The 26486-nt window shown below is 64.4% G+C and carries 25 protein-coding genes; 15 read left to right on the forward strand and 10 right to left on the reverse strand.

The window, feature by feature from the left end; all coding sequences use genetic code 11:
- Positions 1–2 precede the first annotated feature (2 nt).
- Together PMI04_RS13960 and PMI04_RS13965 are read right to left on the reverse strand one after the other, a co-directional pair.
- The gene (locus tag PMI04_RS13960) at positions 3–977 is read right to left on the reverse strand and encodes an ABC transporter substrate-binding protein (protein ID WP_037485525.1); all 975 of its coding nucleotides are present in this window, start codon (positions 975–977) and stop codon (positions 3–5) included.
- Between the two features lies 1 nt (position 978).
- Positions 979–1131, reverse strand: a complete 153-nt coding sequence (locus PMI04_RS13965; protein ID WP_007706096.1) for a hypothetical protein — start codon at positions 1129–1131, stop codon at positions 979–981.
- A gap of 98 nt (positions 1132–1229) precedes the next feature.
- Here PMI04_RS13965 and PMI04_RS13970 point away from each other — a divergent pair, with 98 nt between their 5' ends.
- Positions 1230–2582 carry an FAD/NAD(P)-binding protein gene (locus PMI04_RS13970; protein ID WP_007706093.1) on the forward strand — a complete coding sequence of 451 codons (1353 nt, stop codon included), beginning with the start codon at positions 1230–1232 and terminating at the stop codon, positions 2580–2582.
- 34 nt (positions 2583–2616) lie between these two features.
- Here PMI04_RS13970 and PMI04_RS13975 read toward each other — a convergent pair whose 3' ends face one another.
- Positions 2617–3654 (reverse strand): polysaccharide pyruvyl transferase family protein, encoded by a 1038-nt coding sequence (locus PMI04_RS13975; protein ID WP_007706092.1) that lies wholly within the window; start codon positions 3652–3654, stop codon positions 2617–2619.
- A gap of 211 nt (positions 3655–3865) precedes the next feature.
- Between PMI04_RS13975 and PMI04_RS13980 the strand changes: the two genes are divergently transcribed.
- The 6 genes from PMI04_RS13980 to PMI04_RS14005 all read left to right on the forward strand — a co-directional run bounded on the left by PMI04_RS13980 (position 3866) and on the right by PMI04_RS14005 (position 12620).
- Positions 3866–6229: a TonB-dependent receptor gene (locus PMI04_RS13980; RefSeq protein WP_007706088.1), complete on the forward strand. Its 2364-nt coding sequence runs from the start codon at positions 3866–3868 to the stop codon at positions 6227–6229.
- Between the two features lie 145 nt (positions 6230–6374).
- Entirely contained in the window at positions 6375–6764 is a 390-nt protein-coding gene (locus tag PMI04_RS13985) for a nuclear transport factor 2 family protein (protein WP_007706085.1), read from the forward strand.
- A gap of 254 nt (positions 6765–7018) precedes the next feature.
- On the forward strand, positions 7019–8062 hold the full coding sequence (locus PMI04_RS13990) for a choice-of-anchor A family protein (protein WP_007706083.1): 1044 nt from the start codon (positions 7019–7021) through the stop codon (positions 8060–8062).
- Positions 8063–8213: 151 nt separating this feature from the next.
- On the forward strand, positions 8214–9251 hold the full coding sequence (locus PMI04_RS13995) for a rod shape-determining protein (protein WP_007706070.1): 1038 nt from the start codon (positions 8214–8216) through the stop codon (positions 9249–9251).
- A 122-nt stretch (positions 9252–9373) separates the two neighbouring features.
- Entirely contained in the window at positions 9374–10612 is a 1239-nt protein-coding gene (locus tag PMI04_RS14000) for an FAD/NAD(P)-binding oxidoreductase (protein WP_007706067.1), read from the forward strand.
- Between the two features lie 451 nt (positions 10613–11063).
- Entirely contained in the window at positions 11064–12620 is a 1557-nt protein-coding gene (locus PMI04_RS14005) for an arylsulfatase (protein ID WP_007706066.1), read from the forward strand.
- A gap of 240 nt (positions 12621–12860) precedes the next feature.
- On the opposite strand, the gene PMI04_RS14010 is transcribed toward PMI04_RS14005, so the two are convergent.
- Positions 12861–13364 (reverse strand): 2'-5' RNA ligase family protein, encoded by a 504-nt coding sequence (locus tag PMI04_RS14010; RefSeq protein ID WP_007706062.1) that lies wholly within the window; start codon positions 13362–13364, stop codon positions 12861–12863.
- Between the two features lie 107 nt (positions 13365–13471).
- On the opposite strand from PMI04_RS14010, the gene PMI04_RS14015 reads away from it, so the two are divergent.
- Entirely contained in the window at positions 13472–13891 is a 420-nt protein-coding gene (locus tag PMI04_RS14015) for a hypothetical protein (protein ID WP_007706059.1), read from the forward strand.
- A gap of 3 nt (positions 13892–13894) precedes the next feature.
- Here PMI04_RS14015 and mltG read toward each other — a convergent pair whose 3' ends face one another.
- From mltG to PMI04_RS14030, 3 genes are all read right to left on the reverse strand, one after another.
- The gene (mltG, locus tag PMI04_RS14020) at positions 13895–14866 is read right to left on the reverse strand and encodes an endolytic transglycosylase MltG (RefSeq protein ID WP_007706054.1); all 972 of its coding nucleotides are present in this window, start codon (positions 14864–14866) and stop codon (positions 13895–13897) included.
- A 10-nt stretch (positions 14867–14876) separates the two neighbouring features.
- On the reverse strand, positions 14877–16136 hold the full coding sequence (gene fabF, locus PMI04_RS14025; protein ID WP_037485520.1) for a beta-ketoacyl-ACP synthase II: 1260 nt from the start codon (positions 16134–16136) through the stop codon (positions 14877–14879).
- 172 nt (positions 16137–16308) lie between these two features.
- The gene (locus PMI04_RS14030) at positions 16309–16542 is read right to left on the reverse strand and encodes an acyl carrier protein (RefSeq protein ID WP_004212096.1); all 234 of its coding nucleotides are present in this window, start codon (positions 16540–16542) and stop codon (positions 16309–16311) included.
- 206 nt (positions 16543–16748) lie between these two features.
- Between PMI04_RS14030 and PMI04_RS14035 the strand changes: the two genes are divergently transcribed.
- Positions 16749–17969: a glycosyltransferase family 87 protein gene (locus PMI04_RS14035; RefSeq protein ID WP_007706045.1), complete on the forward strand. Its 1221-nt coding sequence runs from the start codon at positions 16749–16751 to the stop codon at positions 17967–17969.
- A complete protein-coding gene (locus PMI04_RS14040) occupies positions 17966–18556 on the forward strand; it encodes a hypothetical protein (protein WP_157178076.1) in 591 nt (196 codons plus the stop codon). Before PMI04_RS14035 ends, PMI04_RS14040 begins: the two co-directional genes overlap by 4 nt.
- Before the next feature lie 56 nt (positions 18557–18612).
- On the opposite strand, the gene fabG is transcribed toward PMI04_RS14040, so the two are convergent.
- Genes fabG through fabD form a run of 3 tightly spaced genes read right to left on the reverse strand, consistent with a single transcriptional unit; the run spans position 18613 to position 21093 of the window.
- Positions 18613–19353: a 3-oxoacyl-[acyl-carrier-protein] reductase gene (fabG, locus tag PMI04_RS14045; protein ID WP_007706037.1), complete on the reverse strand. Its 741-nt coding sequence runs from the start codon at positions 19351–19353 to the stop codon at positions 18613–18615.
- A 1-nt stretch (position 19354) separates the two neighbouring features.
- Positions 19355–20161, reverse strand: a complete 807-nt coding sequence (locus PMI04_RS14050) for a crotonase/enoyl-CoA hydratase family protein (RefSeq protein WP_007706036.1) — start codon at positions 20159–20161, stop codon at positions 19355–19357.
- On the reverse strand, positions 20158–21093 hold the full coding sequence (gene fabD / locus PMI04_RS14055; protein WP_007706031.1) for an ACP S-malonyltransferase: 936 nt from the start codon (positions 21091–21093) through the stop codon (positions 20158–20160). Before fabD ends, PMI04_RS14050 begins: the two co-directional genes overlap by 4 nt.
- A gap of 180 nt (positions 21094–21273) precedes the next feature.
- Here fabD and PMI04_RS14060 point away from each other — a divergent pair, with 180 nt between their 5' ends.
- The 5 genes from PMI04_RS14060 (at position 21274) to PMI04_RS14080 (ending at position 26481) form a co-directional block, all read left to right on the forward strand.
- Entirely contained in the window at positions 21274–22725 is a 1452-nt protein-coding gene (locus PMI04_RS14060) for an efflux transporter outer membrane subunit (protein ID WP_283184784.1), read from the forward strand.
- Positions 22715–24247, forward strand: coding sequence for an efflux RND transporter periplasmic adaptor subunit (locus PMI04_RS14065; RefSeq protein ID WP_007708826.1), 1533 nt, complete (start codon positions 22715–22717; stop codon positions 24245–24247). The genes PMI04_RS14060 and PMI04_RS14065 overlap by 11 nt, the downstream gene beginning before the upstream one ends.
- Before the next feature lie 4 nt (positions 24248–24251).
- A complete protein-coding gene (locus PMI04_RS14070; RefSeq protein ID WP_007708828.1) occupies positions 24252–24974 on the forward strand; it encodes an ABC transporter ATP-binding protein in 723 nt (240 codons plus the stop codon).
- The gene (locus tag PMI04_RS14075; RefSeq protein WP_007708829.1) at positions 24974–26179 is read left to right on the forward strand and encodes an ABC transporter permease; all 1206 of its coding nucleotides are present in this window, start codon (positions 24974–24976) and stop codon (positions 26177–26179) included. The genes PMI04_RS14070 and PMI04_RS14075 overlap by 1 nt, the downstream gene beginning before the upstream one ends.
- A 110-nt stretch (positions 26180–26289) precedes the next feature.
- Positions 26290–26481 (forward strand): hypothetical protein, encoded by a 192-nt coding sequence (locus tag PMI04_RS14080; RefSeq protein WP_007708831.1) that lies wholly within the window; start codon positions 26290–26292, stop codon positions 26479–26481.
- Positions 26482–26486: the final 5 nt, after the last annotated feature.

The following is a 26486-nucleotide window of genomic DNA, read 5'->3' on the forward strand; positions in this document are numbered from 1 at the left end:
TATCAGCCTCTCTTGGGAATGGCATCGTTGAAACGGGCATCCCAGAGCGGGCGGACGTCCACCCGCTTGGGAACCAGCCCGGCCTTGAAGAAGACGTCGGCGACCTGCTGCTGCGATCCGATCGCCTCGGGCGTGACCGGGCGCAGTTCATAGGTCGCGCTCTTGCGGCGGAACTGGTCGAGCACATAATCGCGCGGCACGCCGATATCCTGGGCGACGATGCCGGCCCATTCCTCCTGATGCGTGGCCGCCCAGCCAAAGCCCTGCTGCACCAGCGCCAGATATTCGCGGATGATGGCCGCCTTGTCGGGATCGGCCAGCGCATCGACATGGGCGGAAACGAGATAATTGCCCGACAGGATGCCATTAGCGGTGCGCAATATCCGCGCCCCCTCGGTCGCGATCGCGCGCTGGATCGGGAAGCCATAGATCGCCCAGGCATCGAGCGCCCCTTGCGAGAAGGCCGCTGCGCCGTCCGACACGCCCATCGCAACGGGGGTGATGTCGTCCCAGCTCAGGCCGACCTCCTCCAGCATGCGGATCAGGAAATATTGGGCGGTGGTGGCGCGGACATAGCCGACGCGCTTGCCCTTGAGGTCGGCGATGGCGCGCGCCTTCGATCCCTTCGGAACCAGCACCACCTGATTATTGACGTCGCCATGGGCGACCGCGATCTGGCGGAAGCTCTGGATGGTGGAGGCGGCGGCGAAGATCGGCGGGATCTCGCTCATCCCGCCATAATCGAGCGATCCGCCATTGAGCGCCTCGACCACCAGATGGCCGGACTGAAACTCGCTATAGGCCAGGTCGAAGCCCCTGGGCTGGATGCCCGCCGCCTTGAACAGCAGCCGCGTGTCACCGTCGCCCTTGCCGGTGATCGACACGCGCAAGGTCGGGCGCCCTGTACGCGATGCACCGCACGCCGAAAGCAGCAGACTGCCGGCGGCGGCACCAAGCATATGCCGTCTGGACAGCATATCAGCGCCCGCCAGCCGCGTCCCGCACCGACGCACCGCTATCGCCGGCCCGCTCGAACAGGATGATGGCCGGATCGCGCAGAAATTCCTGCCGGGCCGCCACCTGCAGCCGGACAAATCTATCCTTCCATCGCCGCGTCCATGACATAGACATTCCGTCCTCGATAAGATTGACCAGGCTATTTATCTATCAACGAAGTAGAGATACGTCTGTCAAGCAATGCTCCGCGACTCATTAGAAATGCTTGATCCATGCTGAAGCTCTCTCACCTGACCATCATCGGCGGCGGTTTCAGCGGTACGCTGCTGGCGATCAACCTGCTGCGCTACGGCTCGATGCGGGTCACGTTGGTCGAACGGCGGCCCGATCGGCTGGGCAAGGGCCTCGCCTTCGGCAGCGCCCGTCCCGATCATATCCTGAACGTCCGGGCCGGCAATATGAGCGCCTTCCCGGACCAGCCGACGCATTTCGCCCAGTGGCTGGCACGCGATACCGGCGGAACGGACGCCAGCTTCGCGACCCGCGCCACCTATGGCCGCTATCTGGCTTCGCTGCTCGACGCGGCCCGGGCAGAAGCCGGCGACCGGTTCGAGGTGATCGACGATCAGGCGATCGACCTGGTGACGATGGCGCAGCAATGCCGGGTCGCATTGTCGTCAGGCCGGACACTGACGACCGATCTGGTCGCGCTGGCCCCCGGCAATCTGCCGCCCCATGACCTGCCGCCGTTCCGCGACCTGGCGCCCCCGCTCTACGCCGCCGATCCGTGGGGCAGCGACATCAGCCACGATCTTGCACCAAGCGACCGGGTGCTGCTGCTGGGAACCGGGCTGACGGCGGTAGACTGCATCCAGACATTGCATGGCGCCGGCTTCCAGGGTTCCGTTTTGGCCATGTCGCGGCGCGGCCTGCTGCCACACAGCCATGCGCCATCATCGCCATCGCAGCCCCTGCGCGACAAGCCGGCATCCCATTGCGCAGCCTTGATCCGCACCATCCGCGATCGCGCCGCCACAGCGGGCTGGCGCAATGCCGTCGATGAATTGCGGCCCTTTACGCAGGATATCTGGCGCGCGGCGACGGCGACCGAGCGTGCCCGCTTCCTGCGCCATGCCCGTCCCTATTGGGATGTCCATCGCCATCGCATCGCGCCGCTGGTGGCCGAACGCCTGGCCGCGATGCAGGCCGAGGGGCGACTGAAGGTCGCCGCCGGCAAGATCATCCAGGCGCGTCGCCATGCGCATGGGCTGGTCGTGTGCTGGCGCCCCCGGGGCGAAAGTCAGACACGGGAGGTCCCGGTTGCCCGCGTCATCAATTGCACCGGTCCGCTGGCCGATCTGCGCCGTACCACCGATCCGCTGCTGCGATCGCTCTCCGACCGCGGCATGATCCGTCCCGATGCGTTGGCGATCGGCATCGACACGGACCGCCAGGGCCGCGCCATCGCACAGGATGACCACCCGCAGGATCGCCTGTTGGTCGTCGGACCAATGACACGTGGCGCGCATTGGGAAATCGTCGCCGTACCCGACATCCGCCGCCAGACATGGGATCTGGCTAGGGCACTTACCGGCGCGCAATGGAGCATGGCCGACGGCCTATGACCGACATCCTGCCATGGATGCGGCAATGCCCTTGTCAGGCGAAACCAAAAACATCCAAGCTGTCCCGATAGGCGGCCGAGGGGCGCATCCCGCAAAGCGCCAGAAAATCGAGGAAGCCCGCCACCCTTGCCCGATATCCTTCGCTGAAGGCACGGTAATCCGCCAGCCGGGCCAGTTCGGCCAAGGGCAGTTCGCTGGGGAAATCCTGCTTCGCAATATGCGGCAGCGCGAAGAACTCGGCCATCTCCGTCGTGCGACTGTCGATCGTCACAAATAGCGCGCGCAGGCCAGCCAGCAAGGCCGCGACATTGGCGTGAAAGCGCAAGCCCAGACTGAAATCATGCCGCCGGTCATGCCGGATCCAGGATTCCAGGTCGAAGAACATATGCCCCTGCCGCTCGATCCACGCGATCACCTCGGCATTGTCATAATCCGTGTCGCGGATGGATAGCGCTGTCTGCTCGATGAAGCCGTCGCAATGCTCCTTCAGATAGCGCAGGATCGCATCGTCCTTTGGCGACATCCGGCCCCAGAAAGAGCTGTAATTGCCGACCGCGCTCAAGGGGGCTGTATCCTGCGCCAGATAATCGAGCGACGGTTGAAACAGGGGGATCATATAAAGTGAGGGGCAGCCAACGACATGCACATCGTTGATGCCATGCTGTTGCAGGATGCGAGCGGTGAACGCGCCGCGCGCCGCCACCGGGCCGCGTGAGGCCACTTCCTTCACCGTCGCCAGCATGTCGGGATGGAAATGGAAATCGCCGTCCCCCCGATCTGCCTGCAACCCGATGCTGATCGGGATGATCGGGCGATCGCCGACCCGTTCAAGCCAGCGCACAAGATTGGGCGGTGCAGGGTCCTGTTCGCGTATCCAGATCAGTTCCGTCGTGACGAAACGATCATAGCCCTGCCATGCCTCCTCGTCCCATGGCGAAAGGATGTGACAATCCACCAGACGGGCCAGGGCGTGCATGAAAAGGATATTGCCGCTGTTGTTCGACAAGGCCCAATATTTTTCGTCGAACGAAGCGAACTGGTCGAAAGTGGGAAGAATAACAGCTGTCTGCACAGGCACCTCATGTTGGTGAGTGAGGCTAGCGCGGCGGTTCGTGCGGTCGAGCGCGGCGCGGCCAACCGAGTGATGCACACGCCCCGGCGATGGCGACGCCACCTTGTGACAAAATTCCCACGCATTCAAGATATCCATTCGCAATAGCATTGACAATGCGAATAGGTCTCAATAGCAGCGGCTTCGACACAATTTTGGGGGTTCCGAAACAATGGCAAAGTCCGGCAATATTCCATCCTTCCTTGCACTCAGTTGCGTAGGCATGGCCGCCCTGGCGAGCGGAGCACAGGCGCAGGATGCGCAGCAAGGCCAGGCGCTGGGTGGCGTTACCGTCACGGATACGGCGATCGACGATAACGGCATCAAGGTGGAAAAGCCGGAATCGCCCAAATATGTGCGCCCCCTGCTGGATACGCCGCAGACCATCACCGTCATCGGCAACCAGACCATCCAGAAGCAGAATCTGCTCACCCTGCGCGATGTCCTCTCCACCGTTCCGGGCATCACCTTCGGCGCGGGCGAAGGCGGCGGCGGCTATGGCGACAGCATCAACCTGCGCGGCCAGAGCGCCAATAACGACATCAGCATCGACGGCGTGCGCGACAGCGCCCAATATAGTCGCACCGACCCGTTCAACCTGGAACAGATCGAAGTCACCAACGGCGCCAATTCCGTCTATGGCGGGTCGGGCGCGATCGGCGGCAACATCAACCTCGTCACAAAGCGCCCCAAGGCGGACAGCGAGACGCTGGTCCAGGCGGGCCTAGGCACGTCCGATTATTATCGCGCCACGATCGACAGCAATGTCCGCGTCAACGACCTGATCGCCGTGCGCCTCAATGCCATGTATCATGAAAATGACGTGCCGGCCCGCCAGGTCGACCGCTATGAGCGCTGGGGCGTCGCCCCCTCGGTCAAGCTGGGCGTCGACGGCCCGACCTCCGCCACGCTGATGTATGTTCATCAGGAAGACAAGAATACGCCGCTCTATGGCGTGCCCTATTACAAGAACGCCTTTTACGACGGCGCCCTGCCCGGCGTCCCCTATAGCAGCTATCTGGGCTATCCCAATGTCGACAAGCAGGACCAGACCGTCGATCAGGCAACCCTGATCTTCGACCATCAGTTCAGCGATACGGTATCGCTGCGCAACCTGTCGCGTTGGCAGCGGGTCGAACAGAATCTGGTGGTCAATCCGCCGCAGGGCGGCACCTATTGCCTGGCCGACGGCAAGACCCAGTTGGGCGTCGCCTGCGCCGCCGGCCAGGTGCGCGGCATGTATTATCCGGGCGGCCCGCGCGGCAATTATCGCGACTCGGTGAACCAGTCGCTCTACAATCAGCTCGACCTGACCTTCGACATCCCGGGCGGCCACACGCTGGTGGTCGGCACGTCGGCGATGCAGGAAGATTATGTGCTCGACACCGGCAATGTCCTGCGCAATGCGGGCGGCGCGCTGCCCAACCCGACGCTGAACCCGATCCCGATCGGCGTGCCCACCGACTATAGCGGCCCGGTCAACCCGATCCGCACCGGCCACCAGGTCGGCGACACGTTCAACGTGGCCGCCTATGCCTTTGCCGCCGCCAAGATCATCGACCAGCTCGAACTGAATGGTGGCGTCCGCTATGAACATAACCGTGCCCGCTTCCGGTCCGATACGATCGCGACGCCAGCCGCCGGCGGCGCCTACACCACCGGTGCGAAGCAGGATACGAGCGACAATCTCTTCTCCTATCGCATCGGCCTCGTCTTCAAGCCGGTCGAGAATGCCAGCCTCTACGCCGCCTATGGCAACAGCCTGACGCCGACGTCGAGCAGCGTGCGCGGCGGGTGCGGCATCGCATCGGTCGACCAGGTCAATCTGGGCCTGGAGCCGTGCGGCGTCGACCCGCAAAAGGCCGAAAATTTCGAGATCGGCGGCAAGATCGACCTGTTCGATGCCAAGCTGCAGCTGACCGCCGCACTGTTCCGCAACAAGCGTACCAATTATTCGGTGGCCAGCAACGATCCCGCGATCGGCAACATCAACGTCAATGACGGCCGCAACAAGGTGGACGGCATCACTCTGGGCGCATCGGGCAACATCACCGAGGCCTGGTCGATCTTTGCCAACTACACCTATCTCAAGAGCAAGGTGCTGCAGAGCGTATCCAACTTCTGCCTGGCCAATCCGGGGGCATCCTACACGCCGACCGGCGCAACGGCCGCAGTCACCTGCCCCACTTACGATCCGCAGGCCGGCAACCCGCTGACCAACACGCCCAAACATTCGGGCAGCCTGTTCACCACCTATATGCTGCCTTTCGGACTACAGCTGGGCTATGGCCTGACCTATCAGGGCAGCTTCTACCTGAACAACGCCCAGACCACGCCGACGACCATATTGTACAAGTCGGACGACTATCTGGTCCACCGCGCGATGATTTCCTATAATTTCACCGACAGCCTGTCGGCGCAGCTGAACATCCAGAACTTCACCAACGAAAAATATTATACCAGCATCCGTAACAATGGCTGGGCCAATCCGGGTGAAGGTCGCTCCTGGGTGCTGACCCTGGGTTACAAGCTCTAAGCCCGTCCTCCCCGTCGGGCCGGTGCCGTGGCCCTCCTCGACATCGCACCGGCCCGACGAACCGAACGCCCGCAGCCCGCTGCGGGCGTTCTTTTTTGCACGCGCCGGGCGTGGCGATCAGGGCGCTGGCTGCTACAGGGGTGCTATGAGCCCTTCTGACGATCTTGCCATTCGCCTGCGCCGCGCCAACTTCAACCGTGCACTGGCGGACGCCGACCTTGCCGCCATCGGCCCGATCCTGGCGCCAGACGTGGTCATGGTGACCGGCACCGACAGCGGGGTGATTGCCGGACGCAAGGCCCAGATTTTGGCCTGGAAGCGGGAGTTCGGCGCGCCCGAACGGACCGTCTATACACGCACCCCCGACGATATCCTGATCTCGCCGATCGAACCGATCGCTTTCGAGCATGGCCATTGGCAGGGCATTGCGGCCGATGATGGCCATGCTGTCGCGTCAGGCCGCTATAGCGCGAAGTGGCGCCGCATCCGCGACGAATGGCAGATCGAAGCCGAGCTCTATCTAACCCTGGCCTGAAGGCGAGCAGCGCCCACCAAAATAAAAGAACAAGCAATAGCAGCGGGATCGCCGCGTCTATCGCCGATGCCCACAATAATGGTTAACAAAATATTGCCGCAGGACTGCAACGCGCCTAAGCCGCCATCCATCGATTCATGACGTCACGGCGCAGCATCGAGATGAGGCAATAATTGGCAGAGAAGGGGACTTTCGCCTGTTGCGACAAGGCAGAATAAACTGCCAGCACATGCGAAGATCCGGAAATATCCTGTATGAAAAAGACCGGCTTTTTTCTGATCGCGACAACCGCACTCTCGCTGGCCAGCCCATTGCTGGCTTCCCCTGTGTCAGGCACCGATGCGCTGCGCGAGTGGAATCTGGTCGTGCTGGGCAACCTCGACTCGTCGTCCGAAGTCGAAGGCCGCACCTTTGTCGGCGGAGACCTGACCGGCACCTCCTCCAGCTACCAGATTTCGACGCCGGCAACCTCTCCGTCCGGCCAGCCCGGCCTGACCGTGGTCGGCAATGTGACCGGCGGCATCAAGAATCTGAACAATGGCGCGGGCGCCGTGATCGGCGGCAATGTCGATAGCGGCTTCAACCTCAATGGCGCGACCCAGTCGGTGAAGGTCGGCGGCACGATCAGCAACACCAACGTCAACCAGAACAGCGTGCAGTCGGGCCTGGCCACATCCGATCCCGGCTTCGCCTCCGCCCTCGCCACCCAGGGCACCGTGCTGGCAGGCAGCATGAAACAATTGTCGACCGACCTGTCGGGGCTGGCCGCCAATAGCGACATGGTGATCAGCGGCAACCGCGCGACCTTCAACGCCGCGCCCGACGCCAATGGCCTGGCTGTCTTCTCGATCAGCGCGACCGATCTCGACAAGATCGGGGAAATCGCCTTCAACCTCAACGGCGCCGATACGGCGGTCGTGAACGTCAGCGGCGACGCGATCCACCTCAACGACAATTTCCTGGGCGGCACCGCCAATCTGGGCGAGCATGTGATCTGGAACTTCGGCGATGCCCAGTCGCTCGATCTCACCAACGCCTGGGGCGGATCGGTGCTGGCCCCCTGGGCATCGGCCACCACCAGCAACTATATCCAGGGGTCTGCAATATTCGGCAGCCTGACCCAGAATGGCGAAATGCACCTCGGGACCTATGAAGGCGGCTACACCCCGCCGATCGATCCGCCGACCGGCAGCAGTTCGGGCGGCACGCCCATCCCCGAAGCTCCATCCTGGTCGCTATTCCTGCTGGGCATCGCCGGCGTGCTGCTGGGTCGACGGTTGATCCGCAAGCCGACCTGAGGCAGAGGCGGGCGAACCGCAACGCGCCCGTCCGGCCATTCAGCCAGACCCGGGAAACGGACGGACTGGCGCAGCCCCCTTCTGCTTGGCCCCGCCCGGCGGCACAGGGGGCGACTGATTCAATAATCTGTTTGTAGATCGTCCCATTTCCATGAAAATGCCCCGCTTCTTCTCATCCTCCGCCTGCGACATGGCGATCGACCTCGGCACCGTAAACACCGTCATCTATGTTCGTGACCGTGGCATCGTCCTCAACGAACCGTCGGTGATCGCAATCGAAACCCAGCGCGGCATTCGCCGCGTCAAGGTGGTCGGCAACGAAGCCAAGCTGATGATGGGCAAGACGCCGGCCAATATCCAGGCGATCCGGCCGCTGCGCGACGGCGTGATCGCCGACATCGACGTCGCCGAACAGATGATCAAGCATTTCGTCGACAAGGCGCTGAACGGCGGCCGCTTTGGCCGTCGCCACGACGTCGTGATCTGCGTGCCGTCGGGATCGACCATGGTCGAACGCCGCGCCCTGCGCGATGCCGCATCCAACGCCGGCGCGGCGCGAGTGCAGTTGATCGAGGAACCGATGGCCGCCGCGATTGGCGCCGACCTGCCGGTCACCGAGCCGCGCGGGGCCATGGTGGTCGATATTGGCGGCGGCACCACCGAAGTCGCCGTCCTGTCGCTCAATGGTATCGCCTACAGCAATTCCGCCCGTGTGGGCGGCGACAAGCTGGACGATGCGATCGCGTCCCACATCCGTCGGGTGCATAATCTGATGATCGGCGAAGCCACCGCCGAACGGGTCAAATGCGCCATCGGCTGCGCGACCCCGCCCGATGGCGAGGGCGAGCGCATCATCGTCAAGGGGCGCGACCTGGTGAATGGCCGGCCGTCGGAGATGACCATCAGCGAGACGGAGATTGCCGACGCCCTGTCAGAACCGGTCGGTCAGATCACCAGCGCGGTGATGACCGCGCTGGAACAGACCGCACCCGAGCTGTCGTCCGACATCATCGATGAAGGCATCACCCTGACCGGCGGCGGCGCACTGCTGCGGCGGCTGGATGAAGCGCTGTCCGAGGCCACCGGCCTGCCGGTGCGCATCGCCGAAAACCCGCTTATCTGTGTGGCCATGGGCGCGGGCCGGGCGATGGAAGACCGGGCTTATGAGGGGGTCCTGGCGATCTCCTGATCCCGGCGCACCGCCCGGACGATGGATGGATCCCATCCCTGCCGGGGCCTGCGACATCAGCGCTTGCCAGCACTGGCAAATGCCGCCAAGCAAAAGCCCGCAAAAGAGAGGATAGCGGGCGGATGAGCTTTTACGACGTTCTGATCGTGGGTGCGGGCCATGCCGGGGCACAGGCGGCGATTTCGTTGCGCCAACTCGGTTTCGAAGGATCTGTCGCGATGATCGGCGACGAAAAGGATCCCCCCTATGAGCGCCCGCCATTGTCCAAGGAATATTTCGCCGGCGACAAGAGCTTCGACCGCATCCTGATCCGTCCGGCTGCCTTCTGGGACGAGCGCAAGATCGCCATGCTGCTCGGCCGGCGGGTCAAGAGCGTCGATCCGGTCGGCAAGTTCGTCACGGTGGGCGACGAGGAAATCGGCTATGGCAAGCTGATCTGGTGCACCGGCGGCTCTCCCCGCATGCTGACCTGCAATGGGGCAGACGCCGCCAACGTCCATGCCGTGCGCCGTCGCGACGATGTCGACGCGATGATGGCCAAGATCGACAGCATCAGCCATGTCACCATCATCGGCGGCGGCTATATCGGGCTGGAGGCGGCGGCCGTCCTGTCCAAATTCGGCAAGACGGTCGTGCTGCTGGAGGCGCTCGACCGAGTGCTGGCACGGGTCGCGGGCGAGGATCTGTCGCGCTTCTACGAGGCCGATCATCGCGCCCATGGCGTCGACCTGCGCACCGGCGCCAAGATGGACTGCATCGAGGTGCAGGACGGCCCGACCGGCAATCGGGCAACCGCCGTGCTGATGGCGGATGGCGAGCGGATCGAGACCGACATGGTGATCGTCGGCATCGGCATCATTCCCGAGACCGGACCGCTGATCGCGGCCGGCGCGGCGGGCGGCAACGGCGTCGATGTCGACGAATATTGCCGCACCTCGCTGCCCGACATCTATGCCGTGGGCGATTGCGCATCCCACGCCAACCGCTTTGCCGGCGGCGCGCAGATGCGGCTGGAATCGGTGCAGAACGCCAATGACCAGGCGAAGGTCGCGGTCGGCCATATATTGGGCAAGGAAGAGCCCTATGACGCCGTCCCCTGGTTCTGGTCGAACCAATATGATCTCAAGCTCCAGACCGTCGGGCTGTCGATCGGCTTCGACCAGACCATCCTGCGCGGCAATCCGGCCGCCCGCAGCTTTTCGGTGGTCTATCTGAAAGGTGGCAAGGTGATCGCACTCGACTGCGTCAATGCGGTCAAGGACTATGTCCAGGGCCGCGCGCATGTGCTGTCGGGGGCACATCTCGACCTTGCACAACTGGCCGATGCGAGCATTCCGCTCAAGGAAGTCGGCCTGGCCTGACGGCGCCGGGCCGGCGCGCCGGCCCGGGTCAGCCCCGAAGTTCACAGTGTCGTCGGGCCAAACCGGGCCTTTGCGCCCGCCACGCGCCGGCCACGCACCCGCGACGCCCGCATGGCGCGTCACCGACCGGGCGCGCTCCGACGCACAAGGCCCCGACGCCGCGCCACCGGCGCGCCGGACGCGACGCCGAAGCGACAGAGGCGCACCGGCCATGCGCGTGCCAGGTGGCAATGATGTCGGATTGCGGGGACGGCTTCATCGCCCAAGCTACACCAGAGAAACCCCGCGTAGGACAGACACGACCGATTGTTGCCGTCAAAAGCGGCGGCATGCGATGCCGAATGCGGCCGTTCGCTGCGGGATTCCCTTCTGAATTATCAGGGCTTCTACCAATCCCTAATCCCTCCCCCGAACCATAGGCTCCCGCCGTCCAAGCGCGATGGAGATGACAATGCCCAATGGAAAGCCCAATATTCTCGTCATCTGGGGTGACGATATCGGCATGTGGAATGTGGGTGCCTATACCCATGGCATGATGGGCGACACGCCCAATATCGACCGTATCGCCAAGGAAGGCGCGATCTTCACCGATCATTATGGCCAGCCCAGCTGCACCGCCGGCCGCGCCGCCTTCGTCATGGGCCAGCTGCCGGTGCGCACCGGCATGACCACCATCGGCATACCGGGGTCGGCGCGCGGCATCCAGAAGGAGGATCCCACGATTGCCGAGGTACTGAAATCGGCGGGCTACAAGACCGGCCAGTTCGGCAAGAACCATCTGGGCGACCGCAATGATTTCCTGCCGACCGTCCATGGCTTCGACGAATGGTTCGGCAACCTCTATCACCTCAACGCCGAGGAAGAGCCGGAAGAGTTGGACTATCCGGGCCAGAAGGATCCCGAATATACCAAGAAATACGGCCCGCGTGGCGTTCTGCATGCCTGGGCCACCGATACGCATGACGATACCGATGACGGCATCTTCGGCGTGCGCGGCAAGCAGAAGATCGAGAATACCGGGCCGCTGACCCGCAAGCGCATGGAAACCTTCGACGGCGAAGTGCTGGACAAGACGCTCGACTGGCTGGAACGCAACAAGGAAGGCCCCTTCTTCTGCTGGTTCAACACCACGGCGATCCATATCTTCTCGCACCCGCCCCAGAAGTACAAGCAGATGGCCGTCGATGAAGGCCGGGCCGAGGAAGACGTCGTTCGCGCCAAGATGATTGAGCATGACGAGCAGATCGGCAAGCTGCTGCAATGGCTGGACGACAATGGCCTGGCCGAGGACACGATCGTGATCTACTCGACCGACAACGGCAATGAGATGATGCTGTGGCCCGATGGCGGCTATGCCCCGTTCCGTGGCGAAAAGGGCACCACCTGGGAAGGCGGCGTGCGCGTGCCGATGCTGGCGCGCTGGCCCGCCCAGATCCCGGCCGGCAGCTGGATCAACGGCATGCAGAATCACGAGGATGTCTATGTCACTCTGGCGGCCGCCGCCGGTCTGACCGACATCAAGGAGAAGCTGCTGGACGGCACCAAGCTGGGCGACAGCGAATTGACCTACAAGGTCCATCTCGACGGCTTCAACCAGCTCGACATGTGGACCGGCAAGAGCAAGGCTTCCGCCCGCAGAGCCTATTTCTATTATGACGAAACCGAACTGACGGCCATTCGCGTGGGCAATTGGAAGATGCATATCGGGGTCAAGAAGGAGGGCAGCTGGTTCAATCCCAGAAGCTATCCTTCGGTCCCCTATATCTTCAACCTGCGCATGGACCCGATGGAGAAGATGGACCCGGAAAGCCACGAATGGGGCTATATCGGCCGGAAATTCCTTGCTTCCAAACTGTGGGCGCCGACGGCCGGCACACCCTATGTGGCCGAGCATCTCAAGAGCCTGCAGGCCTATCCGCCGCGTCAAGCTGCTGACACGCTGAGCCTGCACAAGGCGCTGGAAGCCGCGATGGCCAAGCTGGAACAGGCGAACGCCAGCAGCAATTAAGCCGAAGCGCCTGTGATGTGATTCGGCGAGAAGGCCTGAGGCAGTGCATGATTGCCTCAGGCCTTCTGTCTGCGGGAACGAAAAATGAGCGCGATGCCAACGGCTGCGATGCGACGATGCTTCGCCGCAGTCCGTACACCCTTTTCGCCATGTCCGCGACCCGAAGGGCGACCGAATGCCCATGCGGGATGACGGTGTGAAACAGGCCGTGGCCCTTTCACTCCAATAGGCCTTTGTGCACTATCCCCGGAAGCGCGCCGCCATCGCCTCTTCCCACGGGCCGCCGCGATAATGCCAGGCGGCAAGGCCCGCGATCGCCAGCGGGCGGGGACGGAAATCGGCGCGCAACTGGTCGGCAAGCGCGCGCGCCACGTTCGACGCGACCTTGTTCTGGATGGTGAGGTGCGGACGGAAGCCGGCCTGGTCCTGCGGCGTCAGCAGGCCGGCGAAGGTGTCGGCGAGGTCTGCGCGCAACCCCACCAGATCCGGGCTGTCGATGCGATAGGCCACCCCCTGCCCCAGCAGCAATATATCGGCGAGCCGCGCGCGGGGCGCCGGTCCGGTGCATAATTGCTTCAGCCGTATCTTGAGTTCGGGCAGCAGCGAGGGCGGCAGATGATGGAACAGGGTGACATGGGCCGGCACCCGATTGCGGTCGGGCGGAAAATGGGCGCGGCGCTGTCCGTCCGCCCAGGCGAAATCGGCAGCGGCCAGCAGCGCAGTGACGATGATCGGATCAGCCATGATCGCCTCCGCGCGCGAGGACGCCGGACTTCCGCCCGGCCGGGATAGCTTGTATGATCCGGCCCTGGCCGCCCGGCAAGCGGATGCGGCCCGGGAGGGGGACAATCATGCGCGCACCGGCATCCTTCATCGTCATCGCCGTCATCCTGTTGATCTGGAACCTGATGGGGATCACGGCTTTCATCACGCAATATAGCGCCGACCTGACCGAACTGGCGAAAAGCGATCCCGACACCGCACATGCTTTTGCGCAGATGCCGGGCTGGGCCTGGGCGGTCTATGCGGTGGCGGTGGGGGCCGGCACCCTGGGCGCGATTGCGCTGCTGCTGCGCCGGCGGCCGGCAGTCGCCCTGTTCCTGCTGTCGCTGGTTGCGGTGATCGTCCAGTTCGGCCACAGCTTCCTCGCCACCGATCTGCTGGCGGTAAAGGGCTTCGGCGCGGCAGCCTTTCCGGCGGTCATCGTCCTGATCGGTATCGGCCAGTGGCTTTATGCCCGCAGCCAGGCGGCCAAGGGCCTGCTGCGCTAACGCCTAGAGTTCGCCCCGTGCGCGGCGAATCTCGAACCATTTGCGCACATTCTCGTTATGCTGCTGATAGGTGTCGGCGAAGATATGGCCGCCTTTCCCGTCGGCGACGAAATAGAGCGCGTTGGTTTCAGCCGGGTGCAATACCGCCAGGATCGACAGGCGGCCAGGATTGGCGATCGGCCCCTTGGGCAGGCCAGTCATGGCATAGGTGTTGTAATCGTTGACGTCGGCGATCTCGGACTTCTTGATCCGGCGGCCGAGCGGCTTGCCCCTGGTGATCGGATAGATGATCGTCGGGTCGGCCTGCAACATCATATTCTTGCGCAGGCGGTTGCTGTAGACGCCGGCCACCATCGGCCGCTCCTTGGCGATCGCGGTTTCCTTCTCGACGATCGAGGCGAGGATGATCGCCTCTTTGGGCGACTTGGCGATCGTGTTCGGCGCGCGTTCGGCCCAGAGCTTCGCCAGCGCCTTGTCCATCGCCGTCTGCATCCGCTTGAGCACGGCCGCGCGCGGCTCGCCCTTGTCGAAGGCATAGCTGTCGGGCAGCACGCTGCCCTCCTCGGGCACTGCGACATCCCCGGTCAGCTCGTCATTGGCCATCAGCCGTTCCTGGACCAGGACCGATGGCATGCCTTCGGGAATCGTGACCAGCCGGGTCAGCGTCTTGCCGCCCTGCAGGATGGAGAGGATCTCGTTGTTGCTGGCGCCCCGGGGCAGGACGAACTCGCCCGCCTTGATCGGCTTGGCGCCGCCAAAGACCTTGGCTCGGGTCAGGAAGGCATCGGCCGATCGCACCGCGCCGGCCTGTTTCAGCAGGACCGCCGCATCGGACAGGGTCGATCCTTCCGGCACGACGATGCTGATATTCTGCGGGGCCGGTCCGGCCTCGGTCCAGCCATGGACGAAGCGAAACCCCACAAAGGCGACGACGGCCAGGCCGATCAGGAGAATGATACAGCCCAGCCGGCGCATGACAGGTGCCTCAGATCGCCTTCATGATGAGCGATGCGTTGGTGCCGCCGAAGCCGAACGAATTGTTCAGCACTGCGCGCACCTTGCGCTCCTTGGCAACGTGCGGGACCAGGTCCACGCCCTTGCAGCTTTCGCTCGGTTCATCGAGGTTGAGCGTCGGCGGCACGATCTGGTCGCGCATGGCGAGGATGCAGAAGATGCTCTCCACCGCGCCGGCCCCGCCCAGAAGATGGCCAATCGCCGACTTGGTCGACGACATCGACATGGTCGACAGATTGTCGCCGAACAGGCGCTTGACCGCACCCAGTTCCAGCTCGTCACCCAGCGGGGTCGAGGTACCGTGCGCGTTCACATAGTCGATATCCTCAAGGCTGAGGCCCGACTTCTTGAGCGCCATCTGCATCGAGCGGAAGCCGCCATTGCCCTCCGGATGGGGGGCGGTGACATGATAGGCGTCGCCGGTCAGGCCATAGCCGATGACTTCGGCATAGATTTTCGCGCCGCGCTTCTTGGCATGCTCATATTCTTCCAGCACGACCACGCCCGCGCCCTCGCCCATGACGAAGCCGTCACGGTTGACGTCATAGGGACGGCTCGCCTTTTCCGGCGTGTCGTTGAAGCCGGTCGACAGCGCGCGCGCCTGGGCGAAGCCGGCGATGCCGATCGGGCAGATCGCGCCTTCCGCGCCGCCCGCCAGCATCACGTCGGCATCGTCCATCGCAATCATGCGCGCAGCGTCGCCGATCGAATGGGCGCCGGTCGAACAGGCGGTGACGACGGCATGGTTCGGCCCCATCAGGCCATATTTGATCGAGACCTGACCCGAGATCAGGTTGATCAGGCGGCCATGGACGAAGTGCGGCGAAACGCGGTTTGGCCCCTTGTTGGCCAGCACCAGCGATTCGCTTTCGATGCCCGGCAGGCCACCGATGCCCGATCCGATCGAGCAGCCGGCGCGCAGCCGCTCTTCTTCCGACATATTGTCGAGGCCCGCGTCGCGCAGCGCCTGGCTGGCGGCGGAAATGCCGTAGACGATGAACGGATCGACCTGACGCTGGATCTTGTGATCGACGTCGATCGAGGCGTCATAGCCATATTCATGATCGGCCGGCTTCACTTCGCAGGCGATGCGGCACTTGTAATCGGTGGCATCGAAGCGGGTGATCGTCGCCGCGCCGGATTTCGACGCGATGATGTTCTTCCAGGTGGTTTCGACATCCCCGCCAAGCGGGCTTACCATGCCAAGGCCGGTTACGACGACGCGACGCATATGCTTGCTCCGAAATTCCAATTTTGGTTCCGTGCCGCTCATTTAGGCGCTCTTGGCGCGCTTGTGAACGGCAGACCAGATACGAAAAGGCTCCCCAAGCTCCGGGATCGCCGGACAAGAGGAGCCAATCCTTGTGCAAGTCGGCCTACCGCAAGGGCAGGCCGCGAAGCCCTCAGGCCTTGCTGTCGATATAGTCGATCGCGTCCTTGACGGTGGCGATCTTCTCAGCCGCATCGTCAGGGATTTCGACGCCGAATTCTTCCTCGAACGCCATGACCAGTTCAACGATGTCCAGGCTATCTGCGCCCAGATCGTCGATGAAGCTCGCGTCCTCGGTCACCTTTTCGGCTTCAACGCCCAGATGCTCGACGACGATTTTCTTTACGCGATCCGCGGTCTCACTCATGAGTGGTCCTTCTTACTGGGTATCGTTGGTGGTTCTGAATAACCGTTAAGGCATGCCCTAGTGCCAAGCCCCGTTAGAGGCAAGAGGGAAGGCCGCCAAGCCCCTAGATTGGGCTGCGGCCGCCATATGACAAGAAATAGGCGGCGAAAAGCCGGGAAATGCAGCCGGTTTACTAAAATTTCAGCCGCTTGTGGCAAGCCGGCGCCATGCTAGAGCGCCTGTGCCTGGACCATTTTATCACCCTGCCGCGCATGCGCCTGACCGCCTGGCTGGTGCTGGCGGCGACGCTGATCGGGCTGGTCGTCCTGTTCGCCACCGCCCATGGCACGGTGGATTCGCTGGGCCGGCCGCTGGGCACCGACTTTTCCAACGTCTGGACCGCCGGCTGGATGGCCGACCATGGCCAGGCGGCCCAGGCCTGGAGCTGGTCCGCCCATCATGCCGTGCAGCAAACAACCCATCATGACGCTGCCATCCCCTTTTATGGCTGGCATTATCCCCCACCCTTCCTGATCGTCGCAACGCTGCTGGCGCAGTTGCCCTATATCGCCGCGCTGATCCTGTGGCAGGCAGTGACGCTGGCAGGCGCGTTGCTGGTGGTGCGCCATATCCTGCCCAACGACCGCGACGCGCTGCTTATCGCGCTGGGCGCGCCGGTGGTGCTGATCTGCCTGGGCCATGGTCAGAACGCCTTCCTGACCGCCAGTCTGCTGGGCGGCGGCATGGCCCTGCTCGATCGCCGTCCGTGGGTGGCGGGCATGTTGTTGGGCGCGCTGGTCTACAAGCCGCAATTCGCGGTCCTGATTCCCGTCCTGATCTTGGCGCGCGGCAATGTTCGCGCCTTTCTGGGCGCCGGGCTGACCGCTGCGGGACTATGCCTGCTTACCCTCCTCCTCTGGGGCTGGCCGGTGTGGCAGGCCTTCATCGATTCCCTGCCGCTGACCCGCCATGTCGTGATCGAGGCTGGATCGACCGGCTGGGAGAAGATCCCGAGCCCCTTTGCCGCGGTGCGCCAATGGGGCGGCGCCATTCCGCTCGCCTATGCCGTGCAGGGCCTCGTCACCGCCAGTGCCATTGCCGCCGCCGCCCTCTTCGCGCGGCGCGGCACCATGGAAGTCCGCGGCGCTGCCGCGCTCAGCGCCGCCCTGCTCTGCACCCCCTATGTGCTGGACTATGATTATGTCCTGCTGGGGATGGCGATCGCCTTCCTTGTCGCCGACATGCGCCGGCGCGGCGTGCTCCGCTGGGAAAAAAGCTGGCTGGCCTATGCCTGGCTGGCACCGCTTTGCGGTCGTGCGGTCGCGCAATTCACTTATGTCCCGATCGACCTGATCGGCGCCCTCGCCCTGCTGGCCCTCGCGATGCGACGGACCTGCCTGCTGGATGGCGCGTTGCACAAAGATGGCATGACGCTGCGGAGCATTTGAGCGTGAAACTTGAGGCGGCCCTGCTGCTGGCGCTGGCAGGCGTATCCCCGGCCATGGCGCAGGCGGACGACCCGGCCCATGCCGCCAGCACGCAATATCGGGCGGCCCGGCATCTGGGCCTGCCGGGTGAATCCGTGAAGGTCACGCCCGCCACATGGAATGGTGCGCACTGGGTCTTTGCCGACTATCTGACCGGCAAGCCGGGCGAGGAAGAACGGCAACTGGTGATGCTGGACGAACATATGCGTCGCCCGCCCATCCGCGTCACAACCGGTGAACAGGAAGGTGGCGTCCCGGACATCCTGGCCATCGGCTTTGCCAATGCGGACCGGGATAAGGCGAAGGAACTGATCGTCATACTCGGCTGGCAGATCCGCCATTATGATGTGAGCGGCACCCTATATGACGTGCGCATCCTGGACGACTGGCAGCCCGGCCAGCGCGCGCTGGCGCCGGTCAAGGCGGCGGAGCGATTGTTCCAGCATTATGAATGCGATTGCGGCCGGCGCGACGGCCCGGACCAGATCGCCAAGGTAAAGACCATCGCGGCCGTGAAACAGGTCCTGATCCGCGCGGGGTATAGATAGAAAGGGGCCGGAACGCATAGCGCCCGGCCCCCTTTCCATTGCGTCGCGTGACGCGATCAGATCATCGCCATGCCGCCATTGACGTGCAGGGTCTGGCCGTTGACATAGCCCGCTTCCTTGCTCGCCAGATAGGCGACCGCCGCGCCGATATCATCGCCATCGCCCAGATCGCCAGCCGGGATCTTGGCCAGGATCGTGCCCTTCTGCGCATCGCTCAGCGCATCGGTCATGGCCGACCGGATGAAGCCGGGCGCCACGCAGTTCACGGTGATGCCACGGCTCGCCAGTTCCTGGCCCAGCGACTTCGACATGCCGATGATGCCGGCCTTCGACGCGCAATAGTTGGACTGGCCCGGATTGCCGGTGACGCCCACGACCGAGGTGATCGAGATGATGCGGCCAAAGCGCGCCTTCATCATCGGCTTGGCAGCGGCGCGGCACAGGCGGAAGGCCGCTTCCAGATTGACCGAAATGACCTGCGACCATTCCTCGTCCTTCATGCGCAGGATCAGATTGTCGCGGGTGATGCCGGCATTGTTGACCAGGATGTCGAGCTTGCCACCCAGCGCTTCCACCGCCTGCGGCACCAGCGCGTCGACGGCAGCCGGATCGGACAGGTTGCAGACCAAGGTCTTGTGGTCGCCGCCCAGTTCGGCGGCGAAGGCCTTGAGCTTTTCCTCATTGCTGCCCGACAGCGCCAGGGTGGCGCCCTGCGCGGCCAGCGCCTTGGCGATGGAGGAACCGATACCCCCCGAAGCGCCGGTCACCAGCGCGGTCATTCCCGTCAGATCGAACATTCTAGTCTCCCTTGAAGTGTGGCGGCCGGCGGTCGAAAAAGGCGGTGATCGCCTCGTCATGATCCGCGGTCGCGTGGGCCAGCGCCTGCATGGCGCCCGCCATTTCCAATATCTGTGAAAGTTCGGCCGTCTGCGCCGCGCGCAACAGCCGCTTGGTCATCCGCGTCGCGTGCGGCGGATTGGCGGCAATGGCATCGGCCTGCGCCCGCGCCACCGTCATCAGCTCCGCGTCGGGCACGACATCGCCGACCAGCCCGATCCGCAGTGCCTCGCCCGCGTCGATCGTCTCGCCGGTCAGCGACAATTGCGACGCCTTGGAAAAGCCGATGATGCGCGGCAGCAGCCACGCGCCGCCATCGCCCGAGACAAGGCCGAGCTTCACAAAGCTTTCGGCAAAGCGCGCACTCTGCCCCGCGATGCGCAGATCGCACATGCAGGCGAGGTCCAGCCCCGCGCCGATCGCCGGGCCATTGACCGCCGCGATCACCGGCAGTTCGATCGCCTGAAACAGCAGCGGCAGGCGTTGGATACCCGCGCGATAATTGCGCCGCGTCTGGGCCGGCAGACTGGCGCGCAGCCCCCCGGCATCCGGTCGCATCGCGTTGAGATCGCCGCCCGAGGAAAAGGCACTGCCCGCCCCGGTCAGGATCGCGACATGGATGCTCGCGTCCCGGTCCGCCGCCTCGAACACTTCGCACAGCGCATCCACCATCGCCGGATCGGAAATGGGGTTGCGCCGGTCGGGCAGGTTCAGCGTGACCGTCAGGACGGCCCCGTCGCGCTGGGTTAGGACCGGGCTCTCGCTCACAGCGCGCCCAGCGCCGCCTCGATATCGTCCATCGTCACCACGCTGCGCACGGTGGCGTCGGGAGCGATGCGCTTGACCATCGGGCCGAGCACCTTGCCGCCCAGTTCGACGAAATCGGTGACGCCCGCGTCCCACATCGCGCCGATCGACTCGCGCCAGCGCACGCGGCCGGTGACCTGCTCGACCAGACGCTCGCGAATGTCGGCCGGGTCGCTGATCGGCGCGGCCAGCACATTGGCATAGACCGGCAGCAGCGGCGCGTTGATCGTCGCCTTTGCCAGTGCTTGCGCCATCACGTCGGCGGCCGGCTGCATCAGCGGGCAGTGGAAGGGCGCCGACACCGGCAGCAGCACGCCGCGCTTGATGCCATAATCCTTGACCAGCGCGACGGCGCGCTCGATCGCGCCCTTGTGGCCGGAAATGACGACCTGGCTCGGATCATTGTCATTGGCGACGGTGCAGACTTCGCCTTCGGCGGCGGCATCGGCCAGCGCCTGCGCCTTTTCGATGTCGGCGCCCAGCAGCGCGGCCATCGCGCCCTCACCCACCGGCACGGCGGCCTGCATCGCCTGGCCGCGCAATTTCAGCAGGCGGGCGGTGGTGCCAAGATCGAACGCCTCGACCGCACACAGCGCGCTATATTCGCCAAGGCTGTGGCCGGCGACATAATCGCCCTTGTCGGCCAGGCTGAAACCGCCTTCCTTCTGCATCACGCGCAGCGTGGCAAGGGCATTGGCCATGATCGCGGGCTGGGCGTTCTCGGTCAGGGTCAGGTCGCTTTCCGGCCCTTCCACCATGATCCGGAACAGATTCTGCTTCAGGGCATCATCGACCTCCTGGAACAATTCCTTCGCCGCCGGGCTCGCATCGGCCAGTAGCTTGCCCATGCCCACCGACTGGCTGCCCTGGCCCGGAAACAGAAATGCCCTCATCATCCATCCTCTGATCGACATGCGCCCGAAAAGCGCGAAAATTCACGAACGTTACACTTTGAGACATATATGGCATTGAGGCGTACAATGCTTTTCGGCACGTATCGACCAAATGCCCTGCCCCCGCTTCCGGGGAACAAGCTGCCGGCCCCTTTAACGACGACGGAGTGCTAGGAAAAGGTGCGATATCGCATTGCATGGCTCGCGGGATCGGTCCTCGCCTTGTCCGCCTGCGCGGCAGGGCCGGACTATCACGCACCCCAGTCCGCCGCGCTCGGCATTCCCGAAAGCTATAGCCAGGGCGGAAATGCGCCCACCGATCCGGCGACGCTGGCCAGTTGGTGGACGCAGTTGGGCGACCCGACACTGACCACGCTGATCGATCAGGCGATCGCCGGCAATCTCGATATCGTCCAGGCGCAGGCACGGCTGCGGCAGGCGCGGGAATCGCTGCGCCAGGCCAATGCCTCCTTCCTGCCGCAGCTGAGCGGATCGGCGAGCGGCGGCCGCAACTATAATAGCGGCGGCAGCGGCGTGCGCGTCGACGACAATGGCAATGTCATCAACACCGGCCAGGGCAAATGGACCAACAGCTATAATGCCGGCATCAATGCCAGTTGGCAGGTAGACCTGTTCGGCGAATTGTCACGCACATCGGAAGCCGCGCGCGCCGACCTCGCCGCATCGGGCTATGACCTCGCCAATGTCCGGATGAGCATCATCGCCGAACTGGTGAGCAATTATGTCCAGGCGCGCCTGGCCCAGGAGCAATTGCGCATCGCCCGCGAAAGCCAGCGGGTGCAGAAGGATAATTATGACATCGCCAGCTGGCGGCTGCAGGCGGGGCTCGTCTCCTCGCTCGACGAGCAGCAGGCCAAGGCGCAGCTGGCCCAGACCAACGCCACCATCCCGCAGCTGGAAGCCAGCCTGCGCGGTAGCCTCAACCGCATTGCGGTGCTGACCGGGCAGGCACCGGGCGAAGCGACCCGCACGCTGGAGACGCCCGCCGCCATTCCGACCGCCTCGACCCGGATCGCGACCGGCATCCCGGCCGACACGCTGCGCCAGCGGCCCGATATCCGCTCGGCCGAACGTTCGCTGGCAGCCGCCACTGCGCGGATCGGCGTCGCCCAGGCGCAGCTCTACCCCTCGCTCGCGATCAGCGGCAACATCAACTCCACCAGCACCGCGATCAAGAATCTGTTCGATGTCATCACCGGCAACGTCTTTGCCAATGTCGCCCAGGTAATCTTCGACGGCGGCCGACTCGCGTCCCAGGTCCGGGCACAGCGGGCTGCGACCGACGGCGCCTTCGCCCTTTACAAGCAGACGGTGCTGACCGGGCTGGAGGATGTCGAGAACGCCATGGCCTCGCTGAGCAGCGCCCGCGCCCGCAAGGTCGAGTTCGCCAGCGCCATGGAAGCGTCGAACAATGCCGCGATCATGGCCCGCAGCCAGTATCAGGCCGGCCTGATCGACTTCCAGACGCTGTCGACCAGCGAAACCACCCTGCTGAACGCCCGCAACAGCTTCGCCAGCGCCCAATCGGACGAGATACTGGCCATCGCCCAGCTCTATAATGCGCTGGGTGGCGGCTGGCAGAATATGGATGACCGCCCCCATGAGCAATGACGCCAGCCCCGACCAGGATCTCAACGACTTTCTTGGCGCCAAGCCGGAAAAGCCGCATCGCAAATGGGTGATGCGCGGCGTCATCGGCGTCGTGCTGCTGATCCTCGTGCTGTTGGTCGCGCGCTGCTTTTCAGGCGACGACAAGCCCAATTATGCGACCCGCGAAGCCCGCCATGGTGACCTGACGGTCAGCGTGTCGGCGACCGGCAATTTGAAGCCCATCAACCAGGTCGATGTGGGGTCCGAACAGTCGGGCAAGATCACCGCCGTCTATGTCGACGTCAATGATCGCGTGACCAAAGGACAGAAGCTGGCCGAACTGGACACCCGCCGCCTGGTCGACACGATCAACCAGACGCAGGCGCAGGTCGCCTCCGCCCAGGCCAGCGTTGCCCAGGCGCAGGCGCAGGTCGCCCTGGCCAAGGCGACGCTGGATCGTCAGCTCAACGTCTATCAGCTTTCGGGCGGCAGGGTGCCGGCCAAGACGGAACTGGACGCGGCACGCGCCGACTATAACGGCGCGCTCGCCAATCTCCATTCGGCCCAGGCGCAGGTCAATGTCTCGCGCGCCCAGCTGTCGACCGCGCAGACCAACCTCTCGATCGCCCAGATCGTCTCGCCCGTCACTGGCGTCGTGCTGTCGCGCGACATCGAACCGGGCCAGACCGTCGCCGCCTCGCTGAACGCGCCTGTCCTCTTCACCATCGCCGAAGACCTGACCCAGATGGAGGTCGAGGTATCGGTGGACGAAGCGGACGTCGGCCAGGTCAAGGAAGGCCAGACCGCCAATTTCGCCGTCGACGCCTTCCCCGGCCGCACCTTCCCGGCGAAGGTCACGCGGGTCAATGTCGGGTCGAACAGCTCCAGCAGCAGTTCGTCCTCGTCAACCAGCACGACCACCAGCACCACCGGCACGGTCGTCGCCTATACCGCCGTGCTGTCGGTCGACAATCAGGACGAAACGCTGCGCCCGGGCATGACCGCGACCGCCGACATCGTCACCCAGGAACTGCATGACGTGCTGCTGGTGCCCAACAGTGCGCTGCGCTTCAAGCCCACCACCGCAGCGCAGGGTGGCGGCATCACCAGCGTCCTGCCCGGCCCGGGCCGGATGCGCCGCAGCGGGGCCAATCGCCAGGTCAATTTCGGCGCCGGCAGCAGCCAGACCCTGTATGTGCTGGACGAAAAGGGCGATCCCAAGGCGGTGCAGGTGACCGTCGGCGCCAGCGACGGAACGCGCACCGTCATCACCGGCGGCGACCTGAAGCCCGGCATGAGGGTCATCACCGGACAGCTTGCTGCCGGCGCGCAGCAACCCGCCGAGGACCAGAAGACCGATCCTGCCGCCAGCGCCAAGGACCGCCCCCGCAACCCGGCCGCCGACGGCAGCCCGGCCAGTGTCAAGTCGCTTGGCAATTCGGGTGACGCGCCGCCGCAGACCGCACCGGTTGCCCCCACGCCGGCCGCGCCCCAGGGCAGCAGCACGGAAAGCCGGGGTACCGGCCGCCAGAGCGGAACCTGATCCCATGGCCGCCGACCCCATCATCTCGCTGCGGGGGATCACCAAGATCTTCGGCAGCGGCCCCACCGCGTTTCAGGCGCTCAAGGGCATTGACCTCGACATTGCGCAGGGCGATTTCGTCGCCGTCATGGGGCCTTCGGGCTCGGGCAAGTCGACGACGATGAATATATTGGGCTGCCTCGACGTGCCCACCGGCGGCGAATTCCTGTTCAAGGGCCGCCATGTCGAGACGCTGGACCGCGACCAGCGCGCGCTGCTGCGCCGCCGCTATCTCGGCTTCGTGTTCCAGGGCTTCAACCTGCTGTCGCGCACCACCGCGCTGGAGAATGTCGAACTGCCCCTGCTCTATCGCGGCGAGGACAAGAAGACCCGCTACGACATGGGCATGGCCGCGCTCGACAAGGTGGGCCTGAAGGACTGGTGGGACCATACCCCGGCGGAACTATCCGGCGGCCAGCAGCAGCGCGTCGCCATCGCCCGCGCCATCGTCACCCAGCCCGACGTGCTGCTGGCGGACGAGCCGACCGGCAATCTGGATTCCGAACGGTCGGTGGAGATCATGCAATTGCTGACCGACCTCAACCAGAATAGCGGCATCACCGTGCTGATGGTCACGCACGAACCGGACATGGCCGCTTTTGCCCACACCATCGTCCATTTCAAGGACGGGCTGGTCGAACGGATCGAGGGCGGCCAGGGCGCGGCGCAGAAAGGAACAGTGGGCTGATGCTCGGGACGACCGTCATCCTCGCCTTCCGGGCGATCAACCGGCACAAGATGCGCAGCTTCCTGACCACGCTGGGCATCATCATCGGCGTCGCGGCAGTCGTCACCATGGTGACGCTGGGCAATGGTGCCACCGCGGCCGTGCGCGAACAGATCAGCTCGCTGGGCGCCAATGTGCTGCAGTTGCGCCCCGGCCAGGGCTTCGGTCGTGGCGGCGGTGGCCCGCGTCCGCCCAATTTCAAGGAAGCCGACCTGACGGTCATCGAAAACCAGCTGACCGGGGTGCGCGCGGTCGCACCGATCGTGCAGTCGAGCGGCACCGCCATCTATGAAGGCAATAACTGGTCGACCACCGTCTATGGCACGACCTCTGCCTATTCGCAGGTCCAGTCCTGGAATGTCGCCGAAGGGCGGCTGTTCATGCCGGAGGAGGAGGAGGCCGGCAAGGCGGTGTGCATCATCGGCAATACGGTGCGCACCAACCTGTTCCAGGGCGCCGACCCCGTCGGCAAGCGGATGCGCATCAAGGGCGTGTCCTGCCAGGTGATCGGCGTGCTGGCGACGCGCGGCCAGGGCGGTTTCGGCGATCAGGACGATGTCGTCGTCATGCCGATCAAGTTCGTCCAGCGCCGCTTCACCGGCGACCGCGACATCAGCCAGATCATGGTGGCGGTCGACGACGCCTATGACACCTCGACCGTCCAGAGCAGCCTGGAAGAGCTGATGCGCGAACGGCGCAAGATCAAGGCGGGCGCGGAGGATAATTTCAACGTCTTCGACACCAAGCAGATCAGCGACACGCTGACCGGCACGACCACCATCCTGACCCAGATCGTTGCGGCGGTGGCGGCGATCTCGCTGCTGGTCGGCGGCATCGGCATCATGAACATCATGCTGGTGTCGGTGACGGAGCGCACGCGCGAGATCGGCATCCGCCTCGCCATCGGCGCAGTCGCGCGCGAAGTGCTGATGCAATTCCTGGTGGAGGCGATCGTGCTGTCCTGCATGGGCGGCGTCATCGGCCTGGTCATCGCCCTGATCGCGTCGGTCGGCATTGCGCCGCTGATGAAGGTGCCCTTCACCTTCGACCCGCAGGTCAATCTGATCGCCTTCCTGTTCTCGGCCGCGATCGGCGTGGTATTTGGCTATTTCCCGGCGCGCCGGGCGGCCAGCCTGAACCCGATCGACGCCCTGCGGCACGAATAGGCTGATACATTTTCCGACAAAAGGGCGGTTATCCGGGATAATGCTGCGACATCTCCTGCCTAGTTCCTCCTTCCATGGCGCCACCCTGGCGCCGTGGAAGGAGCGCCCCGATGAAAACGATCGTCCTCAGCCTGGCCAGCAGCGCCTTGCTGCTTGGCCTCAGCCTCACCCCCTTTGCCGAGGCGCAGGCGCCGCAGACAGCCCCGCTGCTGGCGGGCAAGGATCATCCCATCCTGCTCGCCCGCATGACCGTTACCGCCACGCCTCTGCCTGCCCCCTCCCCGCCCGCCGCCGCCCACTGAGCCAC

It is taken from the genome of Sphingobium sp. AP49, from assembly GCF_000281715.2.
Taxonomy (GTDB): Bacteria; Pseudomonadota; Alphaproteobacteria; order Sphingomonadales; family Sphingomonadaceae; genus Sphingobium.